This window comes from Kribbella sp. NPDC051587, from assembly GCF_044453945.1.
Classification (GTDB): Bacteria; Actinomycetota; Actinomycetes; order Propionibacteriales; family Kribbellaceae; genus Kribbella.
The window spans coordinates 215,646-240,746 of sequence record NZ_JBITDE010000004.1; the positions used below are offsets into that span (position 1 = coordinate 215,646).

The window sequence follows — 25,101 nt, forward strand, 5'->3', positions numbered from 1 at the left end:
GCCAAGGAGGCTCTATGACCGTCGGCATCGACCATGCCCCGCAGATCAGCACCCACCCGACCCGGTCCGCCCTCGGCCACGCCGCCGCGGCCTTGGCCGCGGAGCGGATCCGGCAGGCGATCGAGTGGACCTCCGCCGCCCGCGTCATGCTGGCCGCCGCGCCCAGTCAAGCGGCGACCCTGACCTCCCTCGCCGAGGAACCCGGTATCGACTGGAGCCGCGTCGAGTTCTTCCACATGGACGAGTACGTCGGTCTCCCGACGGAGGCACCGCAGGCGTTCGCCACCTGGCTGCACCGAACCTTCCTCAACAAGGTGCCCCAGGCAAGCTTTCATCCGGTGGCCCCGGGCAGCGACGCCGAGGCAGCCGCCCAGTACTACGAGCAACTGATGGGCAGCGCGCCGTTCGACGTCGTCCTGCTCGGGCTCGGCGTCAACGGTCACCTCGCCTTCAACGACCCGCCCGCCGACCTGGATGACCCACGCGCCGCCAAGGTCGTGGCCCTGGACGAGACCAGCCGCCGTCAGCAGGTCGACGAAGGCCACTTCGCCGCACTGTCCGACGTCCCGACGCATGCCGTCACGGTCACCATCCCCCGCCTCCTGAACGCCCGCGACGTGATCGCCTCCGTCCCCGGCGCCCCCAAGCGCCAAGCGGTCCAGGACACCCTCACGCGACCCATCGGCCCCGACCACCCCGGTACGGCGCTCCGTACGCACGCCCGCGTCCATCTCTTCCTCGACACCGAGTCGGACCCGCGTTGATCGCACTCACCGGAGCAACCCTCGTCGTCGACGACGCGCTCGTTGACGACCACGCCCTCGTGATCCGCGATGGACGGATCGACGCGATCGTCGCGGCGAACGACGTACCGGTGGCTGCCGAGGTGCACGACCTGACCGGGTCCACGATCGTGCCCGGACTGATCGACGTGCACGTCCACGGCGGTGGCGGCCACTCCTTCGACGACCCCGACCCGGCCGCGCACCAACAGGTCCTCGACTTCCACGCCCGTCACGGCGTCACCACCCTGCAGGCTTCCCTCGTCTCCGCCCACCCGGCCGACCTCGACCGCCAACTCGACGCCCTCGCTCTTTCGGTCAGCGCCAACCCCGGCCTGTACGGCGTACATCTCGAGGGCCCGTATCTGGCCGTCTCCCAATGCGGTGCCCACGACCCCGCCGCCCTCCGCCCACCCACCGCGGACGACGCCGACCGCCTCGTGGCCCGAGGCGGCCTCATCACCATGGTGACCGTCGCCCCGGAGCTGCCCGGCGTACCGGCCTTCACCCGCCGACTGACGGAGGCCGGCGTCGTGGTGGCCGCGGGCCACAGCGAAGCCCGGGCTCCCGAACTCAGCGCCGCTGTCGACAACGGCCTCACCCACCTGACCCATCTCTGGAGTTGTCAATCTTCGCTGGTCCGCGAAGGACCGTGGCGGGTACCCGGTCTCATCGAAGAGTCGTTGGCCTCCACCTACCTGATCGGCGAAATCATTGCTGACGGCCACCATCTCCCGCCGACCCTGATCGAGATCGCCCGTCGCTGCCTCGGCGACCGCCTCATCGCCGTCTCCGACGCCACGGCCGGCGCCGGCATGCCCGAGGGTTTCCGCTACCGCCTCGGCATCATCGACTGCGAGGTCGCCTCCGGCGTCGGCATGGTCGTCGGCGCCAACGCCTTCGGCGGCAGCACCACTCCCCTGGACGGCATGCTCGCCCACCTCCACCACGACCTCGGTTGGCCGCTGCCCGAAGCCGTCGCCGCCACCAGCACTCGGCCTGCCCGAGTCCTCAACCTCGCCCACCGCAAGGGCCGTCTCACGGCAGGCCACGATGCCGACCTAGCCGTCCTCACCTCCGCTCTCACAGTCCAAGCCACGATGCGCGCCGGCCACTGGATCCACCGTGCCGCTGCTCACTGAGTACGCCGCTCGCCTGACACAGGCGATCAATGCTGTCGCTCGTGATGAGGCCGACGCGATTGATCGCGCTGCCGCCGTCTTGGCCGAGCAACTCCGGCGAGACGGACTCATCTACCTGTACGGCCCCGGGGCGCACTCCGCGATAGCGGTCCAGGACGTCTTCTACCGCGCCGGTTGCCCCGCGAACGTCGTACCAGTCAGCGACACCAGCACCACCCTCGCCGCCGGCGCCCTGGCCTCAACCCAGGCTGAACGCGCCGACAACCATGGCGCCGCGGTAGTCGCCGCCTCCGGCGTCACCGCCGGCGACCCCTTCGTCATCATCAACGCGTTCGGCATCAACGCCGCCGCGCTCAGCGCCGCCCGAGCCGCCCGCACCCTGGGCGCCTACGTCATCGGTCTCAGTACCCCGGCCACCACAGCCGACCTCCCGATCAATCACCCGGCTCGCGGTGACGGCCTCTCGACGCTCGCCGACCTGGCCGATCTCCACATCAACACCCACGTCCCCATCGGCGACACTCTCCTCGCTGTCGCCGGCCAACCTGCCGGCGGCGCCTCCACGGTCCTCAACTCCTTCACCCTTCACGCCCTCCTCACCACCGCCCTAGCCCACTCCCCCACCACCCAGGTCTGGCGCTCCACCTACACCCCCGATGCCGACATCCACAACGCCCACCTGGCCGCCCACTTCCGCCCTCGAATCCCCGCCTTGTAGACGCCCCAGCTCGGCACCCCTCGAGATATATCGAGACACCGTGTCTCGAATCTGTTAGGGTACTGATGACAAGGCAAGGTGCCTTGCGACGGGGAGGGTCTGATGTGCCGAGCGTGTGGCGTGAGCAGCCACCAGGCGGAAGCGGAGCGGGTACGAGTCCCGCGGTTCGCCGGTTTGCGGAACCGGGATGCGCGTCCGTATCTGTTCGGAACCGGTCTGGCGATGATGGGCGACAACATCGAGCACGTCATCACCTATTGGGTGTTGTGGCGCGAGTTCCATTCGCCCGCTCTCGCGGGGTTCCAGGTCATCAGCCACTGGCTGCCGTTCCTGCTGTTCTCCGTGCTGTCCGGATCACTCGCCGACCGGTACGACTGCCGGCGCATCATCCAGTCCGCGCAGGCGTTGTTCATGTTCGTCTCGCTCTGTTGGGGACTGCTCTTCCTGACCGACTCACTCCAGATCTGGCACGCGTGCGTCCTGCTCGTGCTGCACGGATGCGCCGGTGCACTCTGGGGTCCCGCCGAGCAGATGATGCTGCACGACTTCGTCGGCCGCGATGACCTACCGAGCGCCGTACGGCTCAACGCGACCTTCCGCAGCCTCGGCGTCCTGTGCGGCCCTGTTGTCGGCTCGCTCTTCCTCCTTCTCCTCGGACCCACCGGCGGCATCTTCGCCAACATCGCGATCTACCTGCCGCTGACGATCTTTCTCTTCCGCACCCGCTTCACCGGCCACCTCCGCGAGGAGGTCGTGGCTCGCCCCCGGCTCGGCCCGATCGCCGCCCTCCGCGCTGCCCGGGGTGCGTCGATCGGCCCGACCATCGGCAGCATGATCATCCTGGCCGGCCTGGGTTCGTTCTTCGTCGGCGCCTCGATCCAGACCGCGATGCCCGAGTTCGCCGAGTCGCTCGGCGCAGGCTCCGCAGGTCTCACGTACGGCGCTCTGCTGTTCGCCTCCGGATTCGGTGGAGTGGTCGGCGGCTTCGTCATCGAAGCAACCGGTTGGCTCCGCCCCACCGTGCGAACCGCAGTCGTCGGCACCGTGCTCTACGGCCTGAGCATCGTCGTCTTCGCGCTCACCAACAACTACGTCCTGGCCCTCGTCATGCTGATGGTCAGTGGCATCGCGAACTTCGTCTCCATGTCCGTCTCCCAAACAGTCGTCCAGCTAGAAGCCCCGCCCGCCGACCGCGGCCGCATCATCGGTCTCTACAACACCTCCTCCGGCGGCCTCCGCATCGGCAGCGGTCTCACCGTCGGCTTCACCGGCGCCGCCATCGGCATCAAGTGGTCCCTAAGCCTCAGCGCCGCCGTCCTCACCCTCGCCGCCCTCGCCACCGGCGCCTACGCCGTCCTCCAACGCACCCGACGTCCCGCCACCACAACCACCTGACCCACGCCCGCCCGCCTCATCCGGGGCAACCGCCTGATCTGGAACAACCGCCTGATCCGGCCGTCTGATCCGGCCGCCTGATCCGCGAGCCAGTTCCGGTGGGCCTGCACCCCCTGCCGTGGGCGTGAACAAGAAATAACCTGCCCACACCCACCAGTTCCTGTTCAACCCCACCACGAGCGCCGGTCCCCTGGCGGGAGGTGGTCACACAACGGGAGGTGATCACACGCCGGTGGTCACACGACGGGGGTGTCCTAGGACTTGTGGTCGGCTAGGTCGAAGACGTTGCCTTCGGGGTCGGCGAGGGTGATCCAGTGCACGCCGTACTCGGTGTGCTCGTCGAGGCGTTTGGCGCCGAGGGCGATCAGGCGGTCGAGCTCGGTGGACCAGTCGGCGGTGGCCAGGTCGAGGTGCAGGCGGTTCTTGACGGTGCGGGGTTCGGGGACCTGGAGGAACATCAGCGTCGGTCCATCGGCGGCGCGGTTCACGGTGGCGAAGAACTCGTTGCTGTCAGCATCGACGTCGACCGAGAGGACACCGGCCCAGAAGGTGGCCAGGGTGGCGGCGTCGGTGCAGTCAAAAGCGATGTTCTCAAGCGTGATGGACATTGTTCAGCCTTTCGAAGCAGGGGAAACAGGAAGCTGCTGGATCGGCCAGCAGACCTCAGTGCGGTAGCTCGACTCATCAGGGGTGTCCCCCGGCGAGACGACATACAGCTCGCGAATGGAACCGGGCGCGACAGTGCAGTGGTCGGCGACGTGCGAGCCCAGGGCGCCGTACGTGCGGTCGAAGTCGGCCATCGCGCCGGCGTGCACCCCGATGGCGAAGAAGCCGCCCGGGAGATCGACCAACTCGAAACCGTCCGCCGGCTCAGCGGTCGGTGCGACCGGGAGGAACGCGACGACCTCGCCGGCGTCTTCGGTGAAGAAGTCGTCGCTGTACGTCGCCCCGGCCGTCGCCCGAATGCCTTGAACCGCAGCCAGAGCATCGAGTTGCCCGAAGACCTCCACGCACCACGCGCCGATCTCCGGTCGCTCGACATGAGCGCGGACTGCATACGCGCGGAACGGCGGAATGTAGCGATAGGCGACCTGCATCGGCTCGGGGTCGTCCGTCAGCAGGCTGCGCAGCGAGGTGACCACCCCACGCGTGACCTGCAGCTCGCTCTCCATCCGGTCGAGGTGCGCGCGCAGCGTCTCCTCCCGCACCCTCCGGTCGGTCGACGAGACCACGGCCTGGACGTCAGGAAGCGGCATCCGCAGGTCGCGCAGTCGACGGATGAGCAAGGCGGTGCCGACCTGGACCGTCTCGTACCGCCGATACCCGGAGGACGGATCCACGAACGCGGGCGCGAGCAGCCCGATGTCGTGGTAGTGGTGCAGCGTCTTCACGCTGAGGTTGGTCATCCGCGAGAACTCGCCGACCGTCACTGTCGCCGTCATGGAAGCAAGCTTGGACCCTCCGGTAACCGGAGGGTCAAATGCAGCCGCGAAGACGCCAAACCGAGGCCCGCCCGGGGGCGGCCGGGCGGGCCTCGGTGACGAGTCAGAGATTCAGATCAGGAGATCGTCCACTTCTGGTTGGCGCCGCCACCACAGGTCCAGATCTGCAGCGGTGTTGCGTTGGCCGAGTTGTTCCCGGTCACGTCCAGGCACTTCCCAGCCTGTGGATTCACCAGATCGTTGTTCGAGTAGGTCCACTGCTGATTAGGACTCCCGGCGACACACGACCACAGCTGGACGCGGGTGCCGTCGGCTGTGCCACCACCGGTGACGTCGAGGCACTTGCCCAGCGCCTGGAGGGTGTTACCGGAGCGGGTCCACTGCTGTGCGGCCGAGCCGTTGCAGTCGTAGAGCTGGACGGCCGTGCCGTCGGCCGGGTTGGCTCCAGCGACGTCGATGCACTTACCGGCGAGACCGGTGATCTGGCCACCGCCACCACCGCCGCCACCCTGCGTACCGCTCCACACGAAGGTGGCCGACGTCTTGGTAGGCAGCGTGTAGACGAAGGACTGCGAGCCCCAGTTCACCCGCACCGACTGCGAGCCACCGGTGGTGTTGAACGCGATCAGCGCCTTCGACCCGTCCGGGTTCTTCCACGCCACGTTCTTCACCGAGGCGTTCGCGGTCGAGTCGATCCGCAACGCACCCGGCCGCACGAACTTCGTCAGGTGTCCCATCGTGTAGTACTCGACCGTCTTATCGACCTGCCCCGCACGACTGCCACCGCGCTGCACCGTCACCAAGCCGGTACACACGTTGCACCCCGCACCGACGTACGGGAGGTGGTTCTGGTCGAGCGCGAGGCCCCACTTGATCCACGACTTGTCCCAGTTGCGGGTGTAGTCGATCAGGTTGTTCATGTCCTCGACCTGCTGGTTCGGGATCCAGGTCCCGCCCGAGTGCTCGGTCATGTAGGCGTTGACCGCCGGGTACTGGTTGTGGATCTGGGTCTGCAGGTTCACGTCACCGCCGTACCCGTGCCAGGCGATGCCGCCGAACAGCGGGTCGTTGCGCAGCCCGGCGTCGGCCAGCGGGACCGAACCGAGGTCGTTGTAGTTGCCCCAGTTGTAGTCCAGCACCATCACCTTGGTGGTGATCCCGGCCGCCCGGAACGCCGGGAAGAGGTGGTTCTTGGTGAAGTTCAGCAGCCCGGCGCCGTTCCAGTTCATCGACGCGTAGCCGGTGTCGTCGGTGCCGCAACAGGTCGGCTCGTTCTGCACCGTCACGTAGTCGATGTGGTTGCCCTGGGCCTCGTTCTGCTGCACGTACTTGACGAAGTACTGCGCGTACATCGGGTAGTACTCGGCCTTCAGCCAGCCGCGGTTGGTGAACTTGTTGTTGTCCTTCATCCAGGCCGGCGCACTCCAGGGCGACCCCATCACCTTCAGGTTCGGGTTCAGCTGCTTGGCCTGCTTGGTCAGCGGTACGACGTCGGCCAGGTCGTGGTTGATGCTGAAGTCGTTGAGGTCGCAGCAGGTGTCGTCGTAGGAGTAGTTGAACCGGGCCAGGTCGGAGGCGCCCATCGGGTTGCGGGTGAACGACAGCCCGATCCCGTTGACCGGGTCGAACAGGTCCTTCATCACCTGGTTGCGGGTCGCGGCCGAGATCGTGTTGCTGCTGTTCAGCAGCCAGGCGGAGCTGTCGGCGAACGAGGCGCCGCCGCCCTCCCAGGACTGGTACGTCGTGTTCTCGTTGACCGTGATCGTCTGGTTCGCCGAACCGCCGGCCGGGCCGAAGTTGACCGGCGTCTGCTGCTGCAGGCCGCGGGTCACGTTCTGGCCGGCCGAGTCGTTGGTGGTGGTCAGGTAGACGTTGACCTGTTCACCGGCGGCCTGCGCGGCCGGTGCGGTCGCCGTACCGAAACCGAGGCCGGCGGCGACGGCGCACAGCGTGGCCACGGCCACCGGTAGGACGCGGGCAGGACGAGATAACCCGTTCGCGGGCATGGGCGGACTCCCTTGTCTGCAAGGAATGCAATGCTGGCAAAGTTGTGGCGTCTGCCCGCGCCGCAACGGTGTGTCAGCACGAGGGAACCATCGGTGGTCACCGGTGTCAACGCCACAGCAAAGACTTTTTTCAGGTCTTTTATTTAGTCCCGGCCTTGACGTGAAAGCGTTCTCACGCCAAGCTCCGGGACCAAATCCCTGTCTCGTTCCTGCTCCGCCCCCGTGAGAAATGAGGCACGCATGAGACTCCAGCGTTCCCGCGTCGCGGCCATCGTCGCGATGGGTGCCGCACTCGTCGGCACCAGCCTTCTGCAAGCACCCGCCCAAGCCCAGCAACAGGCGCCGCAGGCCGCCAGCGCCGCGCTGGCGACGACCTTCGAGGACAACTTCGACGGTCCGGCCGGCCAGGCGCCGGACGCCAGCAAGTGGCGCTACGACATCGGTGGCTCCGGCTGGGGCAACGACGAACGCCAGTACTACACCAACAGCACCCGCAACTCCGCCAAGGACGGCAACGGCAACCTGGTGATCACTGCCCGCCAGGAGAACGGTGGCTTCCAGTGCCACTACGGCCCGTGCCAGTACACCTCGGCCCGGCTACTCACCGCGCAGACCTTCACCCAGACGTACGGCCGCTGGGAGGCCCGGATCAAGATCCCCGGCACCCAGGGTGTCTGGCCGGCGTTCTGGATGCTCGGCGCCCAAGGTGGCGGCTGGCCGAACAACGGCGAGATCGACATCATGGAGAACATCGGCCGCGAGCCGAACACCGTGCACGGCACCATCCACGGCCCGGGCTACTCCGGCGCCGAGGGCATCGGTGCGGCGTACAACTCGCCGAACGGCCAGCCGTTCCGCAACGACTTCCACACCTACCGCGTCGACTGGGCGCCGGACTCGATCACCTGGTTCGTCGACGGCGTGCAGTACCAGCGCCGGACGCCGGCCGACCTCGGCGGCGACCAGTGGGTCTTCAACCACCCGTTCTTCATGATCATGAACGTCGCGGTCGGCGGCTACTGGCCGGGCTACCCCGACGGTTCCACCCAGATGCCGCAGACGATGACGATCGACTACGTCCGCGTCTCGACCCTGGACGGCGGCGGTGGCGGCGGCGCCGGCACGATCACCGGCCTGGCCGGCAAGTGCCTGGACGTCGCGGGCGCCAACGCGGCGGACGGTACGACGGTCCAGCTGTACGACTGCAACGGTACGGCGGCGCAGACGTGGAGCCGTCCCGGTGACGGCACGATCCGTGCCCTGGGCAAGTGCCTCGACGTGGCGAACGCCGGAACCGCCGACGGCACCAGGGTCCAGATCGCGACCTGCAACGGCAACACCGCACAGCAGTGGACCGCCAACGCAGCAAAGGATCTGGTGAACAGAGGCAAATGCCTCGATGTCACCGGCAACAATTCGGCGAACGCCACCCCGACGCAGATCTGGACCTGCGGCGGCGGCGCCAACCAGAAGTGGACCCTGAACTAACTCAAGACCTTGGACGGGGGCAACGCGCCCCCGTCCTGCAGCAACCGCAGGATCGGCAGGGTCGCGGCGCCCAGCGCAACGGCGTCGCGACCCAGTTCGCACAGCACGATCGAGACCTGGGAATAGGGCTGGCGGAGTGCATGCCGACCGACCGCTTCGCGCAGCCGCGGCAGGTAGCGCTCCCCCAGCAACAGCCCGGCCCAGCCACCGAGGACGATCCGCTCGGGGTTGACCAGGTTGACCAGATTCGCGAAGCCCGCGGCGAGATAGCCGATCGTGTCGGCCACGATCGTTGCCGCCACCTCTGATTTCTCCGCCGCGACGAGCAGCTCGGCGAACGCCGCCTCCTCGTCGTCAGCAGACAACTCCCCGCCGGCCTGGCGATAGCGGTCGAGCACATCCTCGGCACCGACGTACGCCTCGAGGCAGCCGGCTGCTCCACACCGGCACCCGCGACCGCCGTACATGATCGTGGTGTGGCCCCACTCGCCCGCGCTGCTGCGCGTCCCGCGGTAGCTGGATCCACCGGTGACAAGGGCTGCGCCGACACCTGAGCCGACCAGCGCGACCACCGCGTCGGTCGCGCCGCGGCCCGCGCCGAACCACATCTCGGCCTGGCCGAGGGTGTTCGCGCCGTTGTCCACGAGGATCGGAATATCGGTGCCTTCGGCAAGCATCTGCCCGAACGGTACGGCGTCCCACCCCAGCGTCTGCGCGTGGACGACGGCATCCGCGTCGACGATTCCGAACACCGCGACGCCGAGCCCGAGCACCGACGACGCCTGTACGCCGGAGGTGCTGATCACGCTCGTGAGCCCTTCCAGCACGTGCTTCACGACGACTTCCGGTTCCAGCGCGTCGATCGTGTGATCGACGGTGGCGAGCACTTTCAGCGCGAGATCGAACAGCTCGACCCGGACGCGCGTCTCGCCGACCTCGGCACCGACGACGTACCGGAAATCGGGGGCGACGCGCAGCAGCACCCGCGGCCGGCCGCCCTCGGACTCGACCGAGCCGGCCTCTTCGACCACGCCTTCCGCGATCATCTCGGTGACGAGGTTGCTGACGCTGGCCGCACTGAGCGACGTACGGGTGCTCAGCTCTTGCCGGCTGAGCGGTCCGTCGCGGTAGATGCCGGTCAGAATCACCGATCGGTTGGACCGGCGCATGTCCCGCACCGTCGTCCGCCGATACTCCATTGCCCCAGCCCCTTGCCGAAACCCCCGGCCCCTGGCGGACCGCTAGCCCAGAGTCCATCACGCCCAGCGGGCGACCCGGAAGAGGTGACTTCTTCCAGGTCGTGAATTAAGTCGTGATTCGTTACCCCACCGTGATTGACGAGACCTGGGTCACTCGGCTTCACTCTACGGAACCGCTTCCGAAACCGGTTCCGCAACGGAGGCGCAACATCGCAGCAACATCCGCCACCCCACCGCCCGAGGGGAGTTTCCGCGTGTCCATCACCATCGCCGACGTAGCCGCAAGGGCCGGCGTGAGCAAGACGACCGTGTCGCGCGTCCTGAACGGCAAGGGTGAACTCGACCTGCGCACCGCCGAGCGGGTCCGCGCAGTGATCGCCGAGCTCGGTTACGTGCCGAGTGCCCGGGCGGTCGGTCTGGCCCGCGGCCGGACCCGGGTCGTCGGGATGCTGGTCCCGTCGCTGACCTGGCCCTGGATGGGCGAGGTGCTGCAGGGCGCGGTCGACGTGGTGGAGAGCGAGGGCTACGGCCTGCTGTTGTTCACCTTCAACCGGGGCGCGGAGTCGATGCACCAGTTCGCCTCCCAGGTGTCCGCGCAGTCGTTCGACGGCCTGCTGGTGATCGAGCCCGAGGGCACGCTCACCTACATCGAGCAGCTGCATGCCCGCGGCCTGCCGGTGGTGCTGATCGACGACCGCGACCACCGCCCCCAGTTCCCGTCGGTGGCCACCACCAACTACGCCGGCGGCCAGTCCGCCGCCCGGCACCTGATCGAGCTCGGCCGGCACCGGCCCCTGGTGATCACCGGTGTCGAACGGTTCGGCTGTACCCACGAACGCCTGGACGGCTTCCGCGACACCTACGCGGAGGCCGGCATCGAGCTCGACCCGAGACTCGTGTCCGAAGGTGACTTCACCCACGAGAGCGGACGCCACGGCGTCCAGCAGGCGCTCGACCAGCGCCTGGACTTCGACGCGGTCTTCGCGCACAACGACCTGTCCGCCGGCGGTGCCATCCAGGCCGTCCGGGAGACCGGGCGGAACGTGCCGAACGACGTGTCGGTCGTCGGGTTCGACGACATCCCGTACGCCCAGCACACCGAACCGCCGTTGACCACGGTGCATCAGCCGATGCGCCAGATGGGGCAGGCGGCGGCCCGGATGCTGATGGGCTATTTCGGCGGTACGCCGCTGCCGAGCGAACCCCAAGTGCTGCCCACGACGCTGATCGTCCGCAGCTCAACTGCTCCCAAGTCCACCCCTCGGACCAGTACGCCCGCCCCCTCCGTCCGGTCCCACCACTGAGGCTCCGGCGGTGGGGCAGCTGCCCCTGCTCCGCCGCCGGTGAACACCTCGATACCGATCCGTTAAGGCGTCCGCTCTTCCGATGAGAGCGCTTTCACGCCACTATGCACTGGCCCACCCAGGCTCAGGGGTGGACCAAGCAAGGTATTTACGCCGCCACACACAGATACACAGGAGGAACCGATGCGAGCACGACGGAGCGTCGCGCTGGCCCTGACGGGCTTGCTCGCGGCAGCCACACTGGCTGCCTGCAGTAACGGGGACGGTAAGACCAACGGGAGCGGTTCCGGCACCGCCGCGACCGTGCTGAACGTCGGTATGCCGAACGGGCCGCAGACCGACAACAACAACCCGTTCCTCGGCTCCTCCGCGGGTGCCTCGCTCGGGTACCGGTGGATGATCTTCGAGCCGCTGGTGATGATCAACGGGATCAAGCCGTCCGAGCCGGGCAAGCCCTGGCTGGCGACCGAGTGGAAGTGGGACGCCAACTTCACCAAGCTGTCGTTCACCATCCGCGACGGCGTGAAGTGGTCCGACGGTACGCCGATGACAGCCGCGGACGTGGCCTACACGTTCCAGTTGCGCAAGGACCACGAGGCGCTGAACACGGACGCCATCCCGTACGGCACCATCACGCAGACCGGCAACAAGGTGGACCTGACCTTCACCCGGTCGCAGTTCACCAACCAGAACAAGGTGCTGACCGTCTTCGTCGCGCAGAAGGCGCAGTGGTCGGCGATCAAGGACCCGACCCAGGACACCTTGAAGAACCCGGTCGGTACCGGCCCGTACAAGATCAAGTCGTTCACGCCGCAGACCACCACGCTGGAGCTGCGCGACTCGTACTGGCAGGACCTCCCGAAGGTCAAGGAGCTGCGGTACACGTCGTATAACGACAACAACGCGCAGACCACCGCGCTGGCCAACGGCGCCTCGGAGTGGAGCTTCGTCTTCGTCCCGAACGTGAAGGCCGTCTTCCAGGACAAGGACCCGAAGAACCACAAGCTGTACTTCCCGGCCAACCTGGGCATCCACGGTCTGTGGATCAACACCACCAAGAAGCCGTTCGACGACCCCGCGCTGCGCAAGGCGATGGACAAGGTCATCAACCGCGACGACATCTTCCAGCAGGGTGAGGCCGGGTACTTCTACCCGAAGGTCGAGTCCGTCACCGGCATCCCGACCCCGGCCGGTGACTCGTTCATCGCCCCGGAGTTCAAGGACAAGAAGCACGCCGTCGACGTCGAGGGCGCCAAGAGCGACCTGGCCGCGGCCGGTTACAAGCTCGAGGGCGACGTCCTGAAGGACAAGACCGGCAAGCCGGTCACGATCACGCTGACGAACCCGGCCGGCTGGTCGGACTACATCACCGACCTCGAGATCATCAAGGACAACCTGTCCACGATCGGCATCAAGGCGACCGTCGACAAGGCCAACCAGGACGCCTGGACGAAGAACATCGACCAGGGCAACTTCGACGCCGCGATGCACTGGACCAACGGCGGCGCGACGCCGTACGACATCTACCAGAACATCATGGACGGCAAGATCATGAAGCCGATCGGCAAGGGCGGCTCCAGCGGTAACTACGGGCGCTTCAACTCGCCCGAGGCGACCAAGGCGCTGGACCAGTACGCCAACGCGGCCGACGACGCCACCCGTACCACGGCGCTGAACACGCTGCAGAAGATCATGGTCGACCAGATGCCGATGATCCCGACCTCGGCCTCGAACGTCGGTGGCCTCTACAGCACCAAGAACTGGGTCGGCTGGCCGGACGAGCAGAACTCGTACGCACCTGGACAGCCCACGCAGCAGAACGCGCTGCAGATCGTCCTGAACCTGAAGCCTGCCGGCTCTCAGTGAGGCGGACCGCGGTGCCGGGAGGTGACTCACCTTCCGGCACCGCGGTGCCACGATGCGAGGAGTCTTTCGATCATGACGGTGACCGACCCGGTGGCCCCAGCGGTGGTCCCTGAAGTTGTTCTCGAGGCCGAAGGCCTCACCAAGCATTTCCCGGTACGGCGCAGCCTGCGCGACCTGTTCAGCCGCGAGCGCAAGGCTGTGCACGCGGTCGACGACCTCAACCTGACCCTCCGCCGCGGTCGTGTGACCGCCCTGGTCGGCGAGTCCGGTTCCGGCAAGTCCACGGTGGCCCGGCTGCTCGCGCAGCTCTACCGACGCACCGACGGCGACATCCGCCTGCGGGGTGAGTCCGTCGAGGTTCATGGCGGCCGCGCCTTCCGCGCGTACTGCCGCCGGGTCCAGATGATCTTCCAGGACCCGTTCGCGTCGCTGAACCCGACGCACACGATCCGGTACCACCTGACCCGCGCATTGAAGATCCACGGCCGGGCGGGCAGTAACGCCGCCGAGCTCGAGGAGAACCTGCGCGATCTGCTGAACCGTGTCCAGCTCGTGCCGCCGGAGCGGTACCTGGACAAGTTCCCGCACGAGCTGTCCGGTGGTCAGCGCCAGCGCGTCTCGATCGCCCGCGCCCTCGGCGCCGATCCCGAGGTGCTGCTGGCCGACGAGCCGGTCTCGATGCTCGACGTGTCGATCCGCCTCGGGGTGCTGAACCTGCTGCGGGACCTGAAGGAACGGCTCAACCTCGCCATCCTCTACATCACCCACGACATCGCCTCGGCCCGGTACTTCGCCGACGAGACGATCGTCATGTACGCCGGCCGATTGGTGGAAGGCGGCGATTCCGAGACCGTCACCCAGAACCCGGCGCACCCCTACACCCGCCTGCTGATCGAGAGCGCGCCCGATCCCGACCGGCTGGACCGCGTCGGCGACTTGCGGGCTCCGGAGGACCAGGGCAGCGGTGAGCCGCCGAGCCTGATCGCACCGCCGAGCGGCTGCCGGTTCCACCCGCGCTGCGTGCACGCGATGCCGAAGTGCTCGACCGAACTACCGCCGCGTTTCGAGTTGCCGATCCTTGATAACGAGCACGGCCAAGGTCAGAGCCACTGGGCCGCGTGCTGGCTCTACGAGGAAGGGGCAGCGAAGTGAAATTCCTGCTTCAGCGCATCGCCTTCTACCTGTTCACCGCCTGGGCCGCGATGACGATCAACTTCTTCATCCCGCGGCTCATCCCCGGCGACCCGGTCACCGCACTGATCGCCAAGTACCAGGGCCAGCTCAGCACCGACGCGATCCACTCGCTCTACGTCCTGTTCGGCCTGGACAAGAACGCCAGCATGTGGAGCCAGTACGTCGACTACTGGGGCCAGATCTTCCACGGTGACCTGGGCATCTCGTTCAACTTCTTCCCGACCCCGGTCATCGACATCCTCCAGCAGAGCCTGCCGTGGACGATCGCGCTGGTCGGTCTCACCACGATGGCCAGCTTCGCGATCGGTACCGGTCTCGGCATCCTGGCCGGCTGGCGACGCGGTTCCTGGCTGGACGGTCTGTTGCCGGTGACAACGTTCCTGTCGTCGATCCCGTACTTCTGGCTCGGTCTGCTGGCGATCGCCATCCTGGCCGGTCCGGACAGCATCTTCCCGTCGTCGGGTGGTTACGAGCCCGGCCTGGTGCCGTCGTGGAACGCGGAGTTCATGGGCAGTGCGATCCAGCACAGCCTGCTCCCGGCCATCACGATCCTGATCTCGTCAGTGAGCGGCTGGATCCTCAGCATGCGCAACATGATGGTGACGGTCGCGTCCGAGGACTACATCACCGTCGCACACGCCAAGGGCCTGCCCGAGAAGCGCGTGATGCTGAGCTACGCGGCCCGCAACGCGCTGCTGCCGAACGTCTCCGGCTTCGCGCTGTCGCTCGGCTTCATCGTCGGCGGCACGCTGCTGGTGGAGATCGTCTTCTCCTACCCCGGCATCGGCTACAACCTGTTCCAGGCCGTCGGCGCCAAGGACTACCCGCTGATGCAGGGCATCTTCCTGGTCATCACGCTCTCGGTCCTGGTCGCCAACCTGATCGCCGACATCGCCTACCTGCTGCTCGATCCCCGCACCCGGAAGGAGGGCTGACATGTCCGCACCCACCAGCACCATCACCGCGATGACCCCCGACGGACCAGAGGTGGCGGCCACGCCGGCCAAGCGCCAACGGCTGCGGTTCGTCGCCAACCCGAAGGCCGCGACCGGCCTCGTCGTGCTCGCGTTCTTCTGCCTGATCGCGATCATCGGGTCCTGGATCGCCCCGTTCGACCCCGGCGCCCGCAGCAGTGACATCCTCCAGGGCCCTTCGGGCAAGCACTGGTTCGGTACGACGCACCTCGGTCAGGACATCTTCAGCCAGATGCTCGTCGGCACCCGGGGCGTGATGTTCGTCGGTCTGCTGGCCGGCATCGTCGCGACCGCGCTGTCGGTCCTGATCGGCGTCAGCGCGGGCTTCCTCGGCGGTGCGGCCGACGAGGGTCTGTCCGCACTGTCGAACGTCTTCCTGGTGATCCCGGCCCTGCCGCTGATCATCATCGTCGCCTCGACCATCCCGAGCGCGGGTGACCTGATGGTTGCCCTGGTCATCGGTCTGACGTCCTGGGCCTGGGGTGCGCGCGTGCTGCGCGCCCAGACGCTGTCGCTGCGACGGCGGGACTACGTCGAGGCCGCCCGCGCGACCGGTGAGAGCACCTGGCGGATCATCACCGCCGAGATCATGCCGAACCTGACCGCGATCATCGCCTCCAGCTTCGTCGGGACCGTGATCTTCGCCGTCATGTCCGAGATCACCCTGGCCTTCATCGGGATCTCCACGATCTCCGAGTGGAACTGGGGCACCATCCTGTTCTGGGCGCAGAGCCAGCAGGCGCTCGCCCAGGGCGCCTGGTGGTGGTTCGTGCCGGCCGGCCTGGCGATCGCGATCCTCGGTACGGCGCTGTCCCTGATCAACTTCGGCATCGACGAGTTCGTCAGCCCGCGGTTGCGCAGCGCCGGTCACACCAAGGTCAAGACCAAGGACGGGCACTCGGTCCGGATGCGCGTCGGTTTCACCCCGGTTCTCGGCAACAAGGCGGTCGCGCCGACTCCCGTCGTACGGAAGAAGGATGAGGCAGCGTGAGCGCGAAAGAACCTGTCCTTGAGATCAAGGACTTCAACGTCGACTACGGTCTGGGCGAGCAGGGTGTCCGGGCGGTCCGCGATGTCACTCTGACGCTGCACCGTGGTGAAGTGCTCGGCCTGGCCGGCGAGAGCGGGAGTGGCAAGTCCACACTCGCGTACGGCGTCACCCGGCTGCTGCCGCCACCCGGCGTGATCAGCGGTGGTTCGGTCATCTACCACCCGCCGGGCGGCGACCCGTACGACGTGATGGCGCTGACGGATCGGGAGTTGCGGGCGTTCCGCTGGGCCGAGACGTCGATCGTGTTCCAGGGCGCGATGAACTCGCTCAACCCCGTGCACAAGGTCTCCACCCAGATGCTCGACGTGATCAAGGCGCACGAACCGGACCTCAGCCCGGAGGCACGGCTGTCCCGGGCGAAGTCCATGCTCAAGCTGGTCGGCATCTCCGCGGACCGGATGGACGCCTACCCGCACCAACTGTCCGGCGGTATGCGGCAGCGGGTGATGATCGGGATGGCGCTCGTACTGGAGCCGCAGGTCGTGATCATGGACGAGCCGACCACCGCTCTCGACGTGGTGATGCAGCGGCAGATCCTGGCCCAGTTGGTCGAACTGCGCGAGACGCTCGGCTTCTCGGTGCTGTTCATCACGCACGACCTGTCGCTGCTGGTCGAGTTCTCGGACCGGATCGCGATCATGTACGGCGGCCGGATCGTCGAGGAGGCCAAGTCGGCCGACCTGTACAAGGACTCGCTGCACCCGTACAGCGAGGGCCTGCTGAAGTCCTTCCCGGCGTTGCGTGGTCCGCGCAAGGAGCTGGCCGGCATCCCCGGCTCGCCGCCCGACCTGCGCGGGATGCCGTCCGGTTGTTCGTTCCACCCGCGCTGCCCGCACGCGTTCGACCGTTGCTCCGAGGAGATCCCGCTGCTCGGGATCCCGTCGGCCCGTAACGACCCCAGCCGGTCTGTCGCCTGCTGGCTCCCCGGCCGCGTTCCGGTCGGCTGACCCAATCCTCTAACGTCCGAAGGAACGCAGTACCTGGTACTACGTTCCTTCGGACGCAACTGACATAGGAGCGCTATGAGTACAACGTCCGTCTCGGGGGCGGCTGACCTGATCGCGGGTCTGCCGACCGACTTCCGCTGGGGTGTCGCGACCTCGTCGTACCAGATCGAGGGCGCGATCGCCGAGGACGGCCGGACGCCGTCGATCTGGGACACCTTCTGCCAGGTTCCGGGCGCGATCGACAACGGCGACACCGGTGACATCGCCTGCGACCACTACCACCGGATGCCGCAAGACGTTGCCCTGATCAAGAACCTGGGCTTCGACACCTACCGGTTCTCGGTCGCGTGGCCGCGGGTGCAGCCGCACGGCAAGGGCCCGGTGAACCCGGCCGGCCTGGGGTTCTACGACAAGCTCGTCGACGAACTGCTTGCCCAGGGCATCGACCCGTGGGTGACGCTCTACCACTGGGACCTGCCGCAGGAGCTCGAGGACGCGGGCGGCTGGCCGAACCGCGACACGGCGTACCGGTTCGCCGACTACTCGATGCTGGTCTTCGAGGCACTCAAGGACCGGGTCAACACCTGGACCACGCTGAACGAGCCGTGGTGCTCCGCGATGCTCGGGTACGCGTACGGTCTGCACGCACCGGGCCGCAAGGACTACCCGGCCGCGATCGCCTCCGTACACCACCTGCTGCTCGGGCACGGCCTGGCCACCACCGCCATGCGCGAGGCCTCGCCGCGCAAGCTCGACATCGGCATCACGCTCAACGTGGCCACGGCGTACCCGGCCAGTGACGCCGAGCCGGACGTCGACGCCGCCCGCCGTGCCGACGGCATGGGCCGCCGGATCTACCTCGACCCGCTGGTGCACGGCCGCTACCCGGCCGACATCGTCGCGGACCTCGCACTCGAGGGTGCCGAGATCCCCGTCCAGGACGGCGACCTCGAGCTGATCTCGGCCCCGATCGACGTCCTCGGTGTGAACTACTACTTCAGCCAGAAGTTCAGCGGGTACGCCGAGGACGGCAGCACGACCGACGAGCAGGGCCTGCCGGTCAGCCGGACCGTCGAGCTCGGCCGGCCGAAGACCGCGATGGGCTGGGAGATCGTCCCCGAGGGCTTCACCGACCTGCTGCTCAGCATCGCCCGGGACTACCCGAACCTGCCGATGGTCATCACCGAGAACGGCTCCGCCTTCGAGGACCACCCGGACGAGAACGGGTTCGTCGCCGACGAGGGGCGCACCGAGTACTTCACCACCCACCTGGCCGCGGTCGCCGACGCGATCAACCAGGGCGCCGACATCCGCGGCTACCTGGCCTGGTCGCTGATGGACAACTTCGAGTGGGCCTACGGCTACGTCAAGCGGTTCGGCATCGTCCGGGTCGACTACGACACCCAGGCCCGGACCCCGAAGCAGAGCGCGCTCTACCTGAAGGAAATCGCCGAGCGGCACCGCACCAAGGGCTGACCGCTGCGCCCTGGGGGTGGATGTCCCGCCACCCCCAGGACGGTCGGTCAGCGATCCAGCGCCGGGTCCGTCACCATCGCGAGCATCTGCTCCTTGGTGATCGCGTTCGCCGGCTTCTTCTTGCCCGGGTACAGAATGCGCACCCGCGCCTGGTCGCCGTCCGGCTGCGTGAAGGCGGCCTGCATTTCGTACATCGGGCCACCCTGGTAGGTGTGCGGAGCCTCGTAGAACTCCGCCTTACTGCCGTTCGGCGCGGTCGCCGGGAGGCACTTCTTACCCGACGGGGCGTCGACGCACGGCATCACCACGGGCGAGGCGTAGACGCTGACCGACACCTCGGCGGTGGTGGAACCCTTGCTCCAGTTCTGTACGACGTCGATCATCGTCGGCAGGTCGTCCACCCGGTTGGCGGTGTACGTTCCTGGCATCTGTACGGCGGTCGTCCGGACGATCTGCTGCAGGGTGGGGGCGAAGCCCTTCAGCTTGTCTTCCTTGACCTGGTCGTCGGCCGACAGCGGCGGGAGGTTGAGCTTCGGGTCGGTGGCCCACGCGATCATCTGGTCGTCGGTGATGTCCAGCTTCTTCACCGGGATCGTCGTGTTGTTGCCGAACAGCGGATCGATCGCCAGGAACGCGGTCTCACCGTCGGGCTGCACGTAGCTGAGCTGCGCGGCCTTGCCCTTGCGGCCGAACATCGCGGGCCGACCGTTCGGCAGCGTGATCTGGTGGCAGGTCGGCACCGGCTGACCGTCACCGCCACACACATCGCCGCCCTTGGCATACGGGGAGAGGCTGACGTACAGCATTCCCTGCCCCTTGTCGCCGGCGACGTTCCAGCCGACCTTCCGTGTGGTCCCGTGCGCTCCCACATCGGAACCAATGAGGAACGGCCCGACGCTGAAGTCCAGGTGCTTCTTGGCGGGGTCGAGATGCTTGACCAGCAGGGCCTTCATCAGTGTGTCGAATCCCGAGGTGCGCGCCACGGCGGCCGCATCCTCTGCGCTCTGCGTGTTCGCCGGCGCCTGCTGGGTGGCGACCGGCGCCTCCATCTGGGTGCTGTCCTTCAGTACGCCGCTCATCCCGATCGTGGCGACCGCGACCGCGCCGGCCGCGACCAACGCCGTACCGCCGGTCAGGATCCGTCGCCTGCGGAGGCGGCGGCGCCCGGCGTTCAGGTCGTCTGCCAGTGACCGCGGCAGCAGGCCGTCCTGCGCCTCGGCGGCGTCGGTCAGGCGCTCCAGCAGCAACTTCTCGTCAATCATCGGTGTCCTCCCACAGCCCGAAACTGGGCAGTCAGCATGTCGTTCAGTCGGGCGAGGGCTCGCGCACTCTGGCTCTTCACGGTTCCGGCGCCGCAGTTGAGATCGGCGGCCGTCTCGTCGACCGACAGGCCGACGAAGTACCGCAGGATCACCACCCGGCGTTGCCCGGCCGGCAGTTCGGCCAGCGCCTCGATCAGCACCCGGCGGTCCTCGACCGCGAGCCCTTCCTCCATCACCGGATCCAGCCCGTCCAGCCCGGAGTCCTCCCGGCGCCACGGCCGCCGGCTCTCGTCGATCCCGGAGTTCACCAGGATCCGCCGTACATAGGCGTCGATGTTGCCGTCGCGCTGCACCCGGTGCCAGGCGACGTACAGCTTCATCAACGCCGTCTGGACCAGGTCCTCCGCCTTGTGCACATCACCGCAGAGCAGGTAGGCGATGCGGCGCAGCTGAGTACGCCGCTGGGCGACGTACTCGCTGAACTCCTCGTCCCTTGTTCCTCGCGCCATCCGTTGTGTCCCCTCGCTCATTCCGTCACCGATGAGTACGGAGCTGCGGGGGCAACGGTTGTCAGCCCTTCTGCGTGACCCGATCCAGCGGGGCCGGGGTCAGGGTCTTGTGTACCCGTAGGTACGCGGCGAAGGTCTCGTGATCAGTGTCGGTGCGAACGGGGTCGCGATAGGCGGCCTTCAACGCTGGGTAACCGTCAGCGCCGATCACTGTGTAGGCCAGCGCGGCGACACGGTAGGTCTTGGCCGGATCCAGTGACGCTCCGTTGATGTGGACGTCCTGGGGATCGATCCGGTCGCCCTCGAGGCGGCTCGCGTCGAAGCTGTACTTCACGTTCTTCGACAGGGCCAGCGGCGCGAACTTCCCGCCCTGCCACTGCTGCTCCAGTACGGCGTCCAGCTCCGCGCCGGTCAGACTCACGGTCAGCACCGGATTGCCGTAGCCGTAGGCCTCCCACGACTCCCCCAGCAACACCCGCCCGTCCGCGTCTCCCGGCTTGTTGCTGTTGGCAACCAGGAGGTCACCGCGGAGTGCCGTCGAGCCGATCGCCGGTTTGGCGGCGATCAGCCCCAGGTCGGCATCGGGTGCTGTCCACAGGTGTACGTCGGCGGCCAGGTCGGCCATCGTGCTCTCGCCGACCGCGTTCGCGGTGCGGGTGAAGTCGCCGGTCACGGTCGCGACCGGTTCGGCGTACTTGCGATCTCCGGCGGCGGCCCAGTAGTCGACGATCTTCTGCAGCTTCGGATCCGGCGTGACATCGCGGGTGACCGCGTGGTTGGTCGACGTGGTCCGGTCGCGCAGGACTTCGCCGGTACGGCGGTCCAGCTGGAGGTTGATCTCGCTGATCAGCCGGCCGTGGTTCGCGGCCTCGACCACCGGCCGCGGGTTGCCGTCGGGGTCGGGGATGCTGCAGTTGAACGCGGCGTGCCAGTGCCCGGTGACGATCGCGTCGATCTGCGGAGTCACCTTGCGCGCCAGGTCGATCGCGGGTCCGCTCGGGTTGAGGCAGTTGTCGTACGTCGCCGACGCATCGGTGCCGCCGTCGTGCATGTTCAGCACGATCGCCTTCACCCCTCGCCGGGTCAGCTCGGCGGCTGCCCGGTTCGCGGACTCGACCGGGTCAAGAGCCTTCAGATCCGGCTGGTACGACGTACTGCCGACCGGCGTATCGGGAACGGTCATGCCGATGAAGCCGACCGGGTAGCTGCGGCCGTGGTCGCGGACCCAGCGGATCGTGTACGGCGCGACGATCGTCCGGCCCTTGGCGTCGACGATGTTGGCCGACTGGAACTCGAAGTCCGCCCCGTGGAAGCGGCGACCGGTCGAGTCCGTGAAGCAGCTGTCGACACCTGGCGTGCCGAAGCATTTCCCGCGCGTCATGTGGTCGACCAGGAAGCTCTTCGACACGTCCAGCTCGTGGTTGCCGACGCTGGAGAACTCGATCCCGAGCGCGTTCAGCGCCTCGATCGTCGGCTCGTCCGCGTGGGCGTCCACCTCGAACGGCCAGCCGGAGAAGTTGTCGCCGTCGGCGAACAGGATCGAGTTCGGGTGACCGGCCCGGATCGTCTTCAGGTGGGTCGCCAGATAGGCCGCGCCACCCACCACCTGGTTCTTCCCGTCCGGGCCCGCGATCGTCCCGCCGTCCGCGGCTGACGGCGGTCGGAGGTAACCGTGGAAGTCGGTGATCGAGACCAGCTGGACGGGGACCGTGCGATCACCTCCCGCCGCCGCGGTCCCCCCGGTGAGCCCCACTCCGATCAGCACCACAGTCGCGAGCAACCTCGGCGTTCTGCGCATTCCTGCCTCCAACGCGGCCTAAGCAAGCGGTTTCCGACAAAAGGAGACTGCCTCATCGTGAACGAGATGTCACTACCAAACGGCGATTCGACAAATCTGGAAAGAATCCACCGATGACAGCGCTCTCCCATCGGTACTGCTGATCTGATCCAATGACTGCGTGGTGGCCGGCGGTCCCGCGAAGCCTCCGGCCATCACCCCGCCCGCACTGCACCGACCTGGGGACAGGTGAGCCATGCGCCGACTGCTCGTCGTACTCGCTCTACTCTTTCCGCTGACACCGGCTCTTCCGGCTCTTCCCGCCGAGGCCGCGCCGCTGCTGGTCAGCGGCTGGACCGCACCGCTGAGCACCCGGGGCCGGTGGATCGTCGACGCCAACGGGAACCGGTTCCGGCTGAAGTCCGGGAACTGGCACGGCGGCTCCGGTACCTGGAACGGCTCCGGCGACCAGGCCGACAACGCCAACCACCACGCCGGCGAGAACAGCAACCGGATCCCCCTCGGCCTGGACCGCGCGCCGATGGCGTCGATCATCTCCGGCTTCGCCGAGCTCGGACTGAACAGCATCCGGCTGCAGTTCTCGAACGAGATGGTCCACGACTCCGTGGTGGTACCCGATGCCGCGGTCGCCGCGAACCCGGCGTTGCGCGGGAAGACGCCACTGCAGGTCTACGACGTCGTCGTACAGGAACTGACCGCTGCCGGGTTCGCGGTGATCCTGAACAACCACACCAACACGACGCGCTGGTGTTGCGGAGTGGATGGCAACGAGCGGTGGAACACGAGTCAGTCGACTGCGACCTGGGAGTCCGACTGGTTGTTCATGGTCAACCGCTACAAGACGAATCCGCGCGTGGTCGGTGCCGATCTGTACAACGAGGTACGGCGGAATGTCCTCGACGACCCGAACTGGGGGCTCGGCGACGACCACGACTGGTTCGCCGCGTCCCAGCATCTCGGCGACCGGATCCTCACCGAGGCCAACCCGAACCTGCTGATCGTTGTCGAGGGCATCAACTGGACCGGGATCCCGGTCGACGGCTTCCCGCATGACCGGCCCACGTTGACACCGGCTCGCGGGTTGTCGCACACGTTGGTTGCCTCTGACAAGCTTGTCTACTCGGCCCACTTCTACGGGTACACCGGTCCACGACACAGTGGTGCAACCGGTACCGGCGAGACGAGCGATCCGCGGTACCAGGATCTCTCGCCGTCCGAGCTGATCAGTGAGCTGAACCGGCAAGCCTTCTTCGTGTCGGGTGAAGAGGGCCACTTCACCGCGCCGTTGTGGATCAGCGAGTTCGGGGTCGGTGGTCGTGAGGAGACGGGCGCCAAGCCCCGGGCGTGGTTCGAGAACTTCGTCGACCAGCTCATCCGCACCGACGCCGACTTCGCCTACTGGCCGCTCGTCGGCTGGCACACCAACCGCACCGGCAACGGCTGGGCCTTACTGCACTGGGATTCCGCCGGCAGCCGCATGGGCCTGTACGACGGCGACGACTGGCGAGCCTCCGCGTGGACCCGCCTCATGAACGCTCCATCTCGTACCGGCTTTATCGCTCCCGGCACGGTCTGGAAGATGCTCAGCCCCGACCACGGCGACTTCGTCGAGTCACTCCGCATGCGCGCCGCCGGCGACTGGGACAGCGGCGCCCGCAAGGCCGCCTGCCCGGACGGCCTGCGCCTAATCGGCCTGGCCCACACCGGCAACCGCTCCCTCTGCACCTCCGGCGGCCCGGTCGCCTCCACCACCTACGAAGTCGTCTGGGACGAACGCCACGTCACCACCGACTGGGCCTCCGGCTACACCAAGTACCAATGCGCCCCCGGCTACTTCATGACCGGCTACGCCGTCCGCGGCGCCAAACTCTCCACCATCCTCTGCACCGCCACCTCACAGTCCCTGGGCAGCACCGGCCGCACCGTCTGGTTCGACCGCTCCGACAACCGCCCAGCCGCCCCCAACGGCGCCGACTTCGCCCCAAGCGCCTACAAGGGCCAATGCGCCGCGAACGAATACCTAGCCGGCATAGCCTTCACCACCCGCGTAGGTTCCACCGGCACCCCAGCCGCCCTCTACTGCCGCCCCCTCACCTAACCCACCTTGAGCACCCACCAACCACCCACTCGCCACCACGGTCGACCCGTACCCAAGGTCCCCAACCACCCTCACCTTGAGCACCCACCAACCATCCGCCTGCCGCCACCACGGTTGAACCGTGCACAAAGCACCTTCCCCTGACCTTGATCACCCACCAACCACCCACGCGCCGCCAAAACGGTCGACCCGTGCCCAAGGTCCCCAACCACCCTCACCTTGAGCACCCACCAACCGTTCTCACGGCGCCACCACGGTTGACCCGTGCACAAAGCACCTCCCCCGACCTTGAGCACCCATCAACCACTCTCACCGCGGGACGACGGTTGAGCGGTGCACAAGGTGGGCCGGCGCGCCGACCTTGAGCACCTGCCGACCATTCGTGGACGGGTGAAGTGGTTGACGGGTGCTCAAGGTGTCGGGGCACGATGGGGGCTCGCCAGGACTCGA

The 25,101-nt window shown here is 67.4% G+C and carries 20 protein-coding genes; 13 read left to right on the forward strand and 7 right to left on the reverse strand.

What is annotated here, in order from left to right:
- The first annotated feature begins 14 nt into the window (after positions 1–14).
- The 4 genes from ACIA49_RS16700 (at position 15) to ACIA49_RS16715 (ending at position 4,037) form a co-directional block, all read left to right on the forward strand.
- A complete protein-coding gene (locus ACIA49_RS16700; RefSeq protein WP_396378044.1) occupies positions 15–764 on the forward strand; it encodes a 6-phosphogluconolactonase in 750 nt (249 codons plus the stop codon).
- The gene (locus ACIA49_RS16705; protein WP_396378045.1) at positions 761–1,924 is read left to right on the forward strand and encodes an N-acetylglucosamine-6-phosphate deacetylase; all 1,164 of its coding nucleotides are present in this window, start codon (positions 761–763) and stop codon (positions 1,922–1,924) included. The genes ACIA49_RS16700 and ACIA49_RS16705 overlap by 4 nt, the downstream gene beginning before the upstream one ends.
- The gene (locus ACIA49_RS16710; protein ID WP_396378046.1) at positions 1,908–2,642 is read left to right on the forward strand and encodes a sugar isomerase domain-containing protein; all 735 of its coding nucleotides are present in this window, start codon (positions 1,908–1,910) and stop codon (positions 2,640–2,642) included. The genes ACIA49_RS16705 and ACIA49_RS16710 overlap by 17 nt, the downstream gene beginning before the upstream one ends.
- 120 nt (positions 2,643–2,762) lie before the next feature.
- Positions 2,763–4,037, forward strand: a complete 1,275-nt coding sequence (locus tag ACIA49_RS16715; RefSeq protein ID WP_396378047.1) for an MFS transporter — start codon at positions 2,763–2,765, stop codon at positions 4,035–4,037.
- A gap of 254 nt (positions 4,038–4,291) precedes the next feature.
- On the opposite strand, the gene ACIA49_RS16720 is transcribed toward ACIA49_RS16715, so the two are convergent.
- The 3 genes from ACIA49_RS16720 to ACIA49_RS16730 all read right to left on the reverse strand — a co-directional run bounded on the left by ACIA49_RS16720 (position 4,292) and on the right by ACIA49_RS16730 (position 7,485).
- Positions 4,292–4,645: a VOC family protein gene (locus ACIA49_RS16720; RefSeq protein WP_396378048.1), complete on the reverse strand. Its 354-nt coding sequence runs from the start codon at positions 4,643–4,645 to the stop codon at positions 4,292–4,294.
- A gap of 3 nt (positions 4,646–4,648) precedes the next feature.
- Positions 4,649–5,479: a MerR family transcriptional regulator gene (locus ACIA49_RS16725; RefSeq protein WP_396378049.1), complete on the reverse strand. Its 831-nt coding sequence runs from the start codon at positions 5,477–5,479 to the stop codon at positions 4,649–4,651.
- A gap of 116 nt (positions 5,480–5,595) precedes the next feature.
- Positions 5,596–7,485: an RICIN domain-containing protein gene (locus ACIA49_RS16730; protein ID WP_396378050.1), complete on the reverse strand. Its 1,890-nt coding sequence runs from the start codon at positions 7,483–7,485 to the stop codon at positions 5,596–5,598.
- A gap of 240 nt (positions 7,486–7,725) precedes the next feature.
- Between ACIA49_RS16730 and ACIA49_RS16735 the strand changes: the two genes are divergently transcribed.
- On the forward strand, positions 7,726–8,973 hold the full coding sequence (locus ACIA49_RS16735; protein WP_396378051.1) for a family 16 glycosylhydrolase: 1,248 nt from the start codon (positions 7,726–7,728) through the stop codon (positions 8,971–8,973).
- Here the strand turns inward: ACIA49_RS16735 and ACIA49_RS16740 are convergent.
- Complete coding sequence (locus tag ACIA49_RS16740; protein ID WP_396378052.1) at positions 8,970–10,172, reverse strand: ROK family protein; 1,203 nt, start codon at positions 10,170–10,172, stop codon at positions 8,970–8,972. The genes ACIA49_RS16735 and ACIA49_RS16740 overlap by 4 nt on opposite strands.
- A gap of 254 nt (positions 10,173–10,426) precedes the next feature.
- Between ACIA49_RS16740 and ACIA49_RS16745 the strand changes: the two genes are divergently transcribed.
- The 7 genes from ACIA49_RS16745 (at position 10,427) to ACIA49_RS16775 (ending at position 18,984) form a co-directional block, all read left to right on the forward strand.
- On the forward strand, positions 10,427–11,476 hold the full coding sequence (locus tag ACIA49_RS16745; RefSeq protein ID WP_396378053.1) for a LacI family DNA-binding transcriptional regulator: 1,050 nt from the start codon (positions 10,427–10,429) through the stop codon (positions 11,474–11,476).
- Positions 11,477–11,659: 183 nt separating this feature from the next.
- Positions 11,660–13,342 carry an ABC transporter substrate-binding protein gene (locus ACIA49_RS16750; protein ID WP_396378054.1) on the forward strand — a complete coding sequence of 561 codons (1,683 nt, stop codon included), beginning with the start codon at positions 11,660–11,662 and terminating at the stop codon, positions 13,340–13,342.
- Positions 13,343–13,414: 72 nt separating this feature from the next.
- Complete coding sequence (locus tag ACIA49_RS16755; protein WP_396378055.1) at positions 13,415–14,494, forward strand: ABC transporter ATP-binding protein; 1,080 nt, start codon at positions 13,415–13,417, stop codon at positions 14,492–14,494.
- Positions 14,491–15,471, forward strand: coding sequence for an ABC transporter permease (locus ACIA49_RS16760; RefSeq protein WP_396378056.1), 981 nt, complete (start codon positions 14,491–14,493; stop codon positions 15,469–15,471). The genes ACIA49_RS16755 and ACIA49_RS16760 overlap by 4 nt, the downstream gene beginning before the upstream one ends.
- Position 15,472: 1 nt before the next feature.
- Positions 15,473–16,501: an ABC transporter permease gene (locus ACIA49_RS16765; protein ID WP_396378057.1), complete on the forward strand. Its 1,029-nt coding sequence runs from the start codon at positions 15,473–15,475 to the stop codon at positions 16,499–16,501.
- The gene (locus ACIA49_RS16770) at positions 16,498–17,508 is read left to right on the forward strand and encodes an ABC transporter ATP-binding protein (protein ID WP_396378058.1); all 1,011 of its coding nucleotides are present in this window, start codon (positions 16,498–16,500) and stop codon (positions 17,506–17,508) included. Before ACIA49_RS16765 ends, ACIA49_RS16770 begins: the two co-directional genes overlap by 4 nt.
- A 75-nt stretch (positions 17,509–17,583) precedes the next feature.
- On the forward strand, positions 17,584–18,984 hold the full coding sequence (locus tag ACIA49_RS16775) for a GH1 family beta-glucosidase (protein WP_396378059.1): 1,401 nt from the start codon (positions 17,584–17,586) through the stop codon (positions 18,982–18,984).
- Positions 18,985–19,031: 47 nt separating this feature from the next.
- On the opposite strand, the gene ACIA49_RS16780 is transcribed toward ACIA49_RS16775, so the two are convergent.
- The 3 genes from ACIA49_RS16780 to ACIA49_RS16790 all read right to left on the reverse strand — a co-directional run bounded on the left by ACIA49_RS16780 (position 19,032) and on the right by ACIA49_RS16790 (position 22,553).
- The gene (locus tag ACIA49_RS16780) at positions 19,032–20,246 is read right to left on the reverse strand and encodes a hypothetical protein (RefSeq protein ID WP_396378060.1); all 1,215 of its coding nucleotides are present in this window, start codon (positions 20,244–20,246) and stop codon (positions 19,032–19,034) included.
- A complete protein-coding gene (locus ACIA49_RS16785) occupies positions 20,243–20,755 on the reverse strand; it encodes a SigE family RNA polymerase sigma factor (protein WP_396378061.1) in 513 nt (170 codons plus the stop codon). Before ACIA49_RS16785 ends, ACIA49_RS16780 begins: the two co-directional genes overlap by 4 nt.
- A 61-nt stretch (positions 20,756–20,816) precedes the next feature.
- Positions 20,817–22,553 carry a bifunctional metallophosphatase/5'-nucleotidase gene (locus ACIA49_RS16790; RefSeq protein WP_396378062.1) on the reverse strand — a complete coding sequence of 579 codons (1,737 nt, stop codon included), beginning with the start codon at positions 22,551–22,553 and terminating at the stop codon, positions 20,817–20,819.
- 235 nt (positions 22,554–22,788) lie between these two features.
- Between ACIA49_RS16790 and ACIA49_RS16795 the strand changes: the two genes are divergently transcribed.
- Positions 22,789–24,651 carry a glycoside hydrolase family 5 protein gene (locus ACIA49_RS16795; RefSeq protein WP_396378063.1) on the forward strand — a complete coding sequence of 621 codons (1,863 nt, stop codon included), beginning with the start codon at positions 22,789–22,791 and terminating at the stop codon, positions 24,649–24,651.
- Positions 24,652–25,101 lie beyond the last annotated feature (450 nt).

Coding starts and splice junctions, on each gene's coding strand:
- ACIA49_RS16775 (WP_396378059.1), top strand. CDS start 17,584: ATGAGTACAACGTCCGTCTCGGGGGCGGCTGACCTGATCGCGGGTCTG.
- ACIA49_RS16790 (WP_396378062.1), bottom strand. CDS start 22,553: ATGCGCAGAACGCCGAGGTTGCTCGCGACTGTGGTGCTGATCGGAGTG.
- ACIA49_RS16750 (WP_396378054.1), top strand. CDS start 11,660: ATGCGAGCACGACGGAGCGTCGCGCTGGCCCTGACGGGCTTGCTCGCG.
- ACIA49_RS16720 (WP_396378048.1), bottom strand. CDS start 4,645: ATGTCCATCACGCTTGAGAACATCGCTTTTGACTGCACCGACGCCGCC.
- ACIA49_RS16735 (WP_396378051.1), top strand. CDS start 7,726: ATGAGACTCCAGCGTTCCCGCGTCGCGGCCATCGTCGCGATGGGTGCC.
- ACIA49_RS16730 (WP_396378050.1), bottom strand. CDS start 7,485: ATGCCCGCGAACGGGTTATCTCGTCCTGCCCGCGTCCTACCGGTGGCC.
- ACIA49_RS16725 (WP_396378049.1), bottom strand. CDS start 5,479: ATGACGGCGACAGTGACGGTCGGCGAGTTCTCGCGGATGACCAACCTC.
- ACIA49_RS16765 (WP_396378057.1), top strand. CDS start 15,473: ATGTCCGCACCCACCAGCACCATCACCGCGATGACCCCCGACGGACCA.
- ACIA49_RS16795 (WP_396378063.1), top strand. CDS start 22,789: ATGCGCCGACTGCTCGTCGTACTCGCTCTACTCTTTCCGCTGACACCG.
- ACIA49_RS16700 (WP_396378044.1), top strand. CDS start 15: ATGACCGTCGGCATCGACCATGCCCCGCAGATCAGCACCCACCCGACC.
- ACIA49_RS16755 (WP_396378055.1), top strand. CDS start 13,415: ATGACGGTGACCGACCCGGTGGCCCCAGCGGTGGTCCCTGAAGTTGTT.
- ACIA49_RS16780 (WP_396378060.1), bottom strand. CDS start 20,246: ATGATTGACGAGAAGTTGCTGCTGGAGCGCCTGACCGACGCCGCCGAG.
- ACIA49_RS16740 (WP_396378052.1), bottom strand. CDS start 10,172: ATGGAGTATCGGCGGACGACGGTGCGGGACATGCGCCGGTCCAACCGA.
- ACIA49_RS16785 (WP_396378061.1), bottom strand. CDS start 20,755: ATGGCGCGAGGAACAAGGGACGAGGAGTTCAGCGAGTACGTCGCCCAG.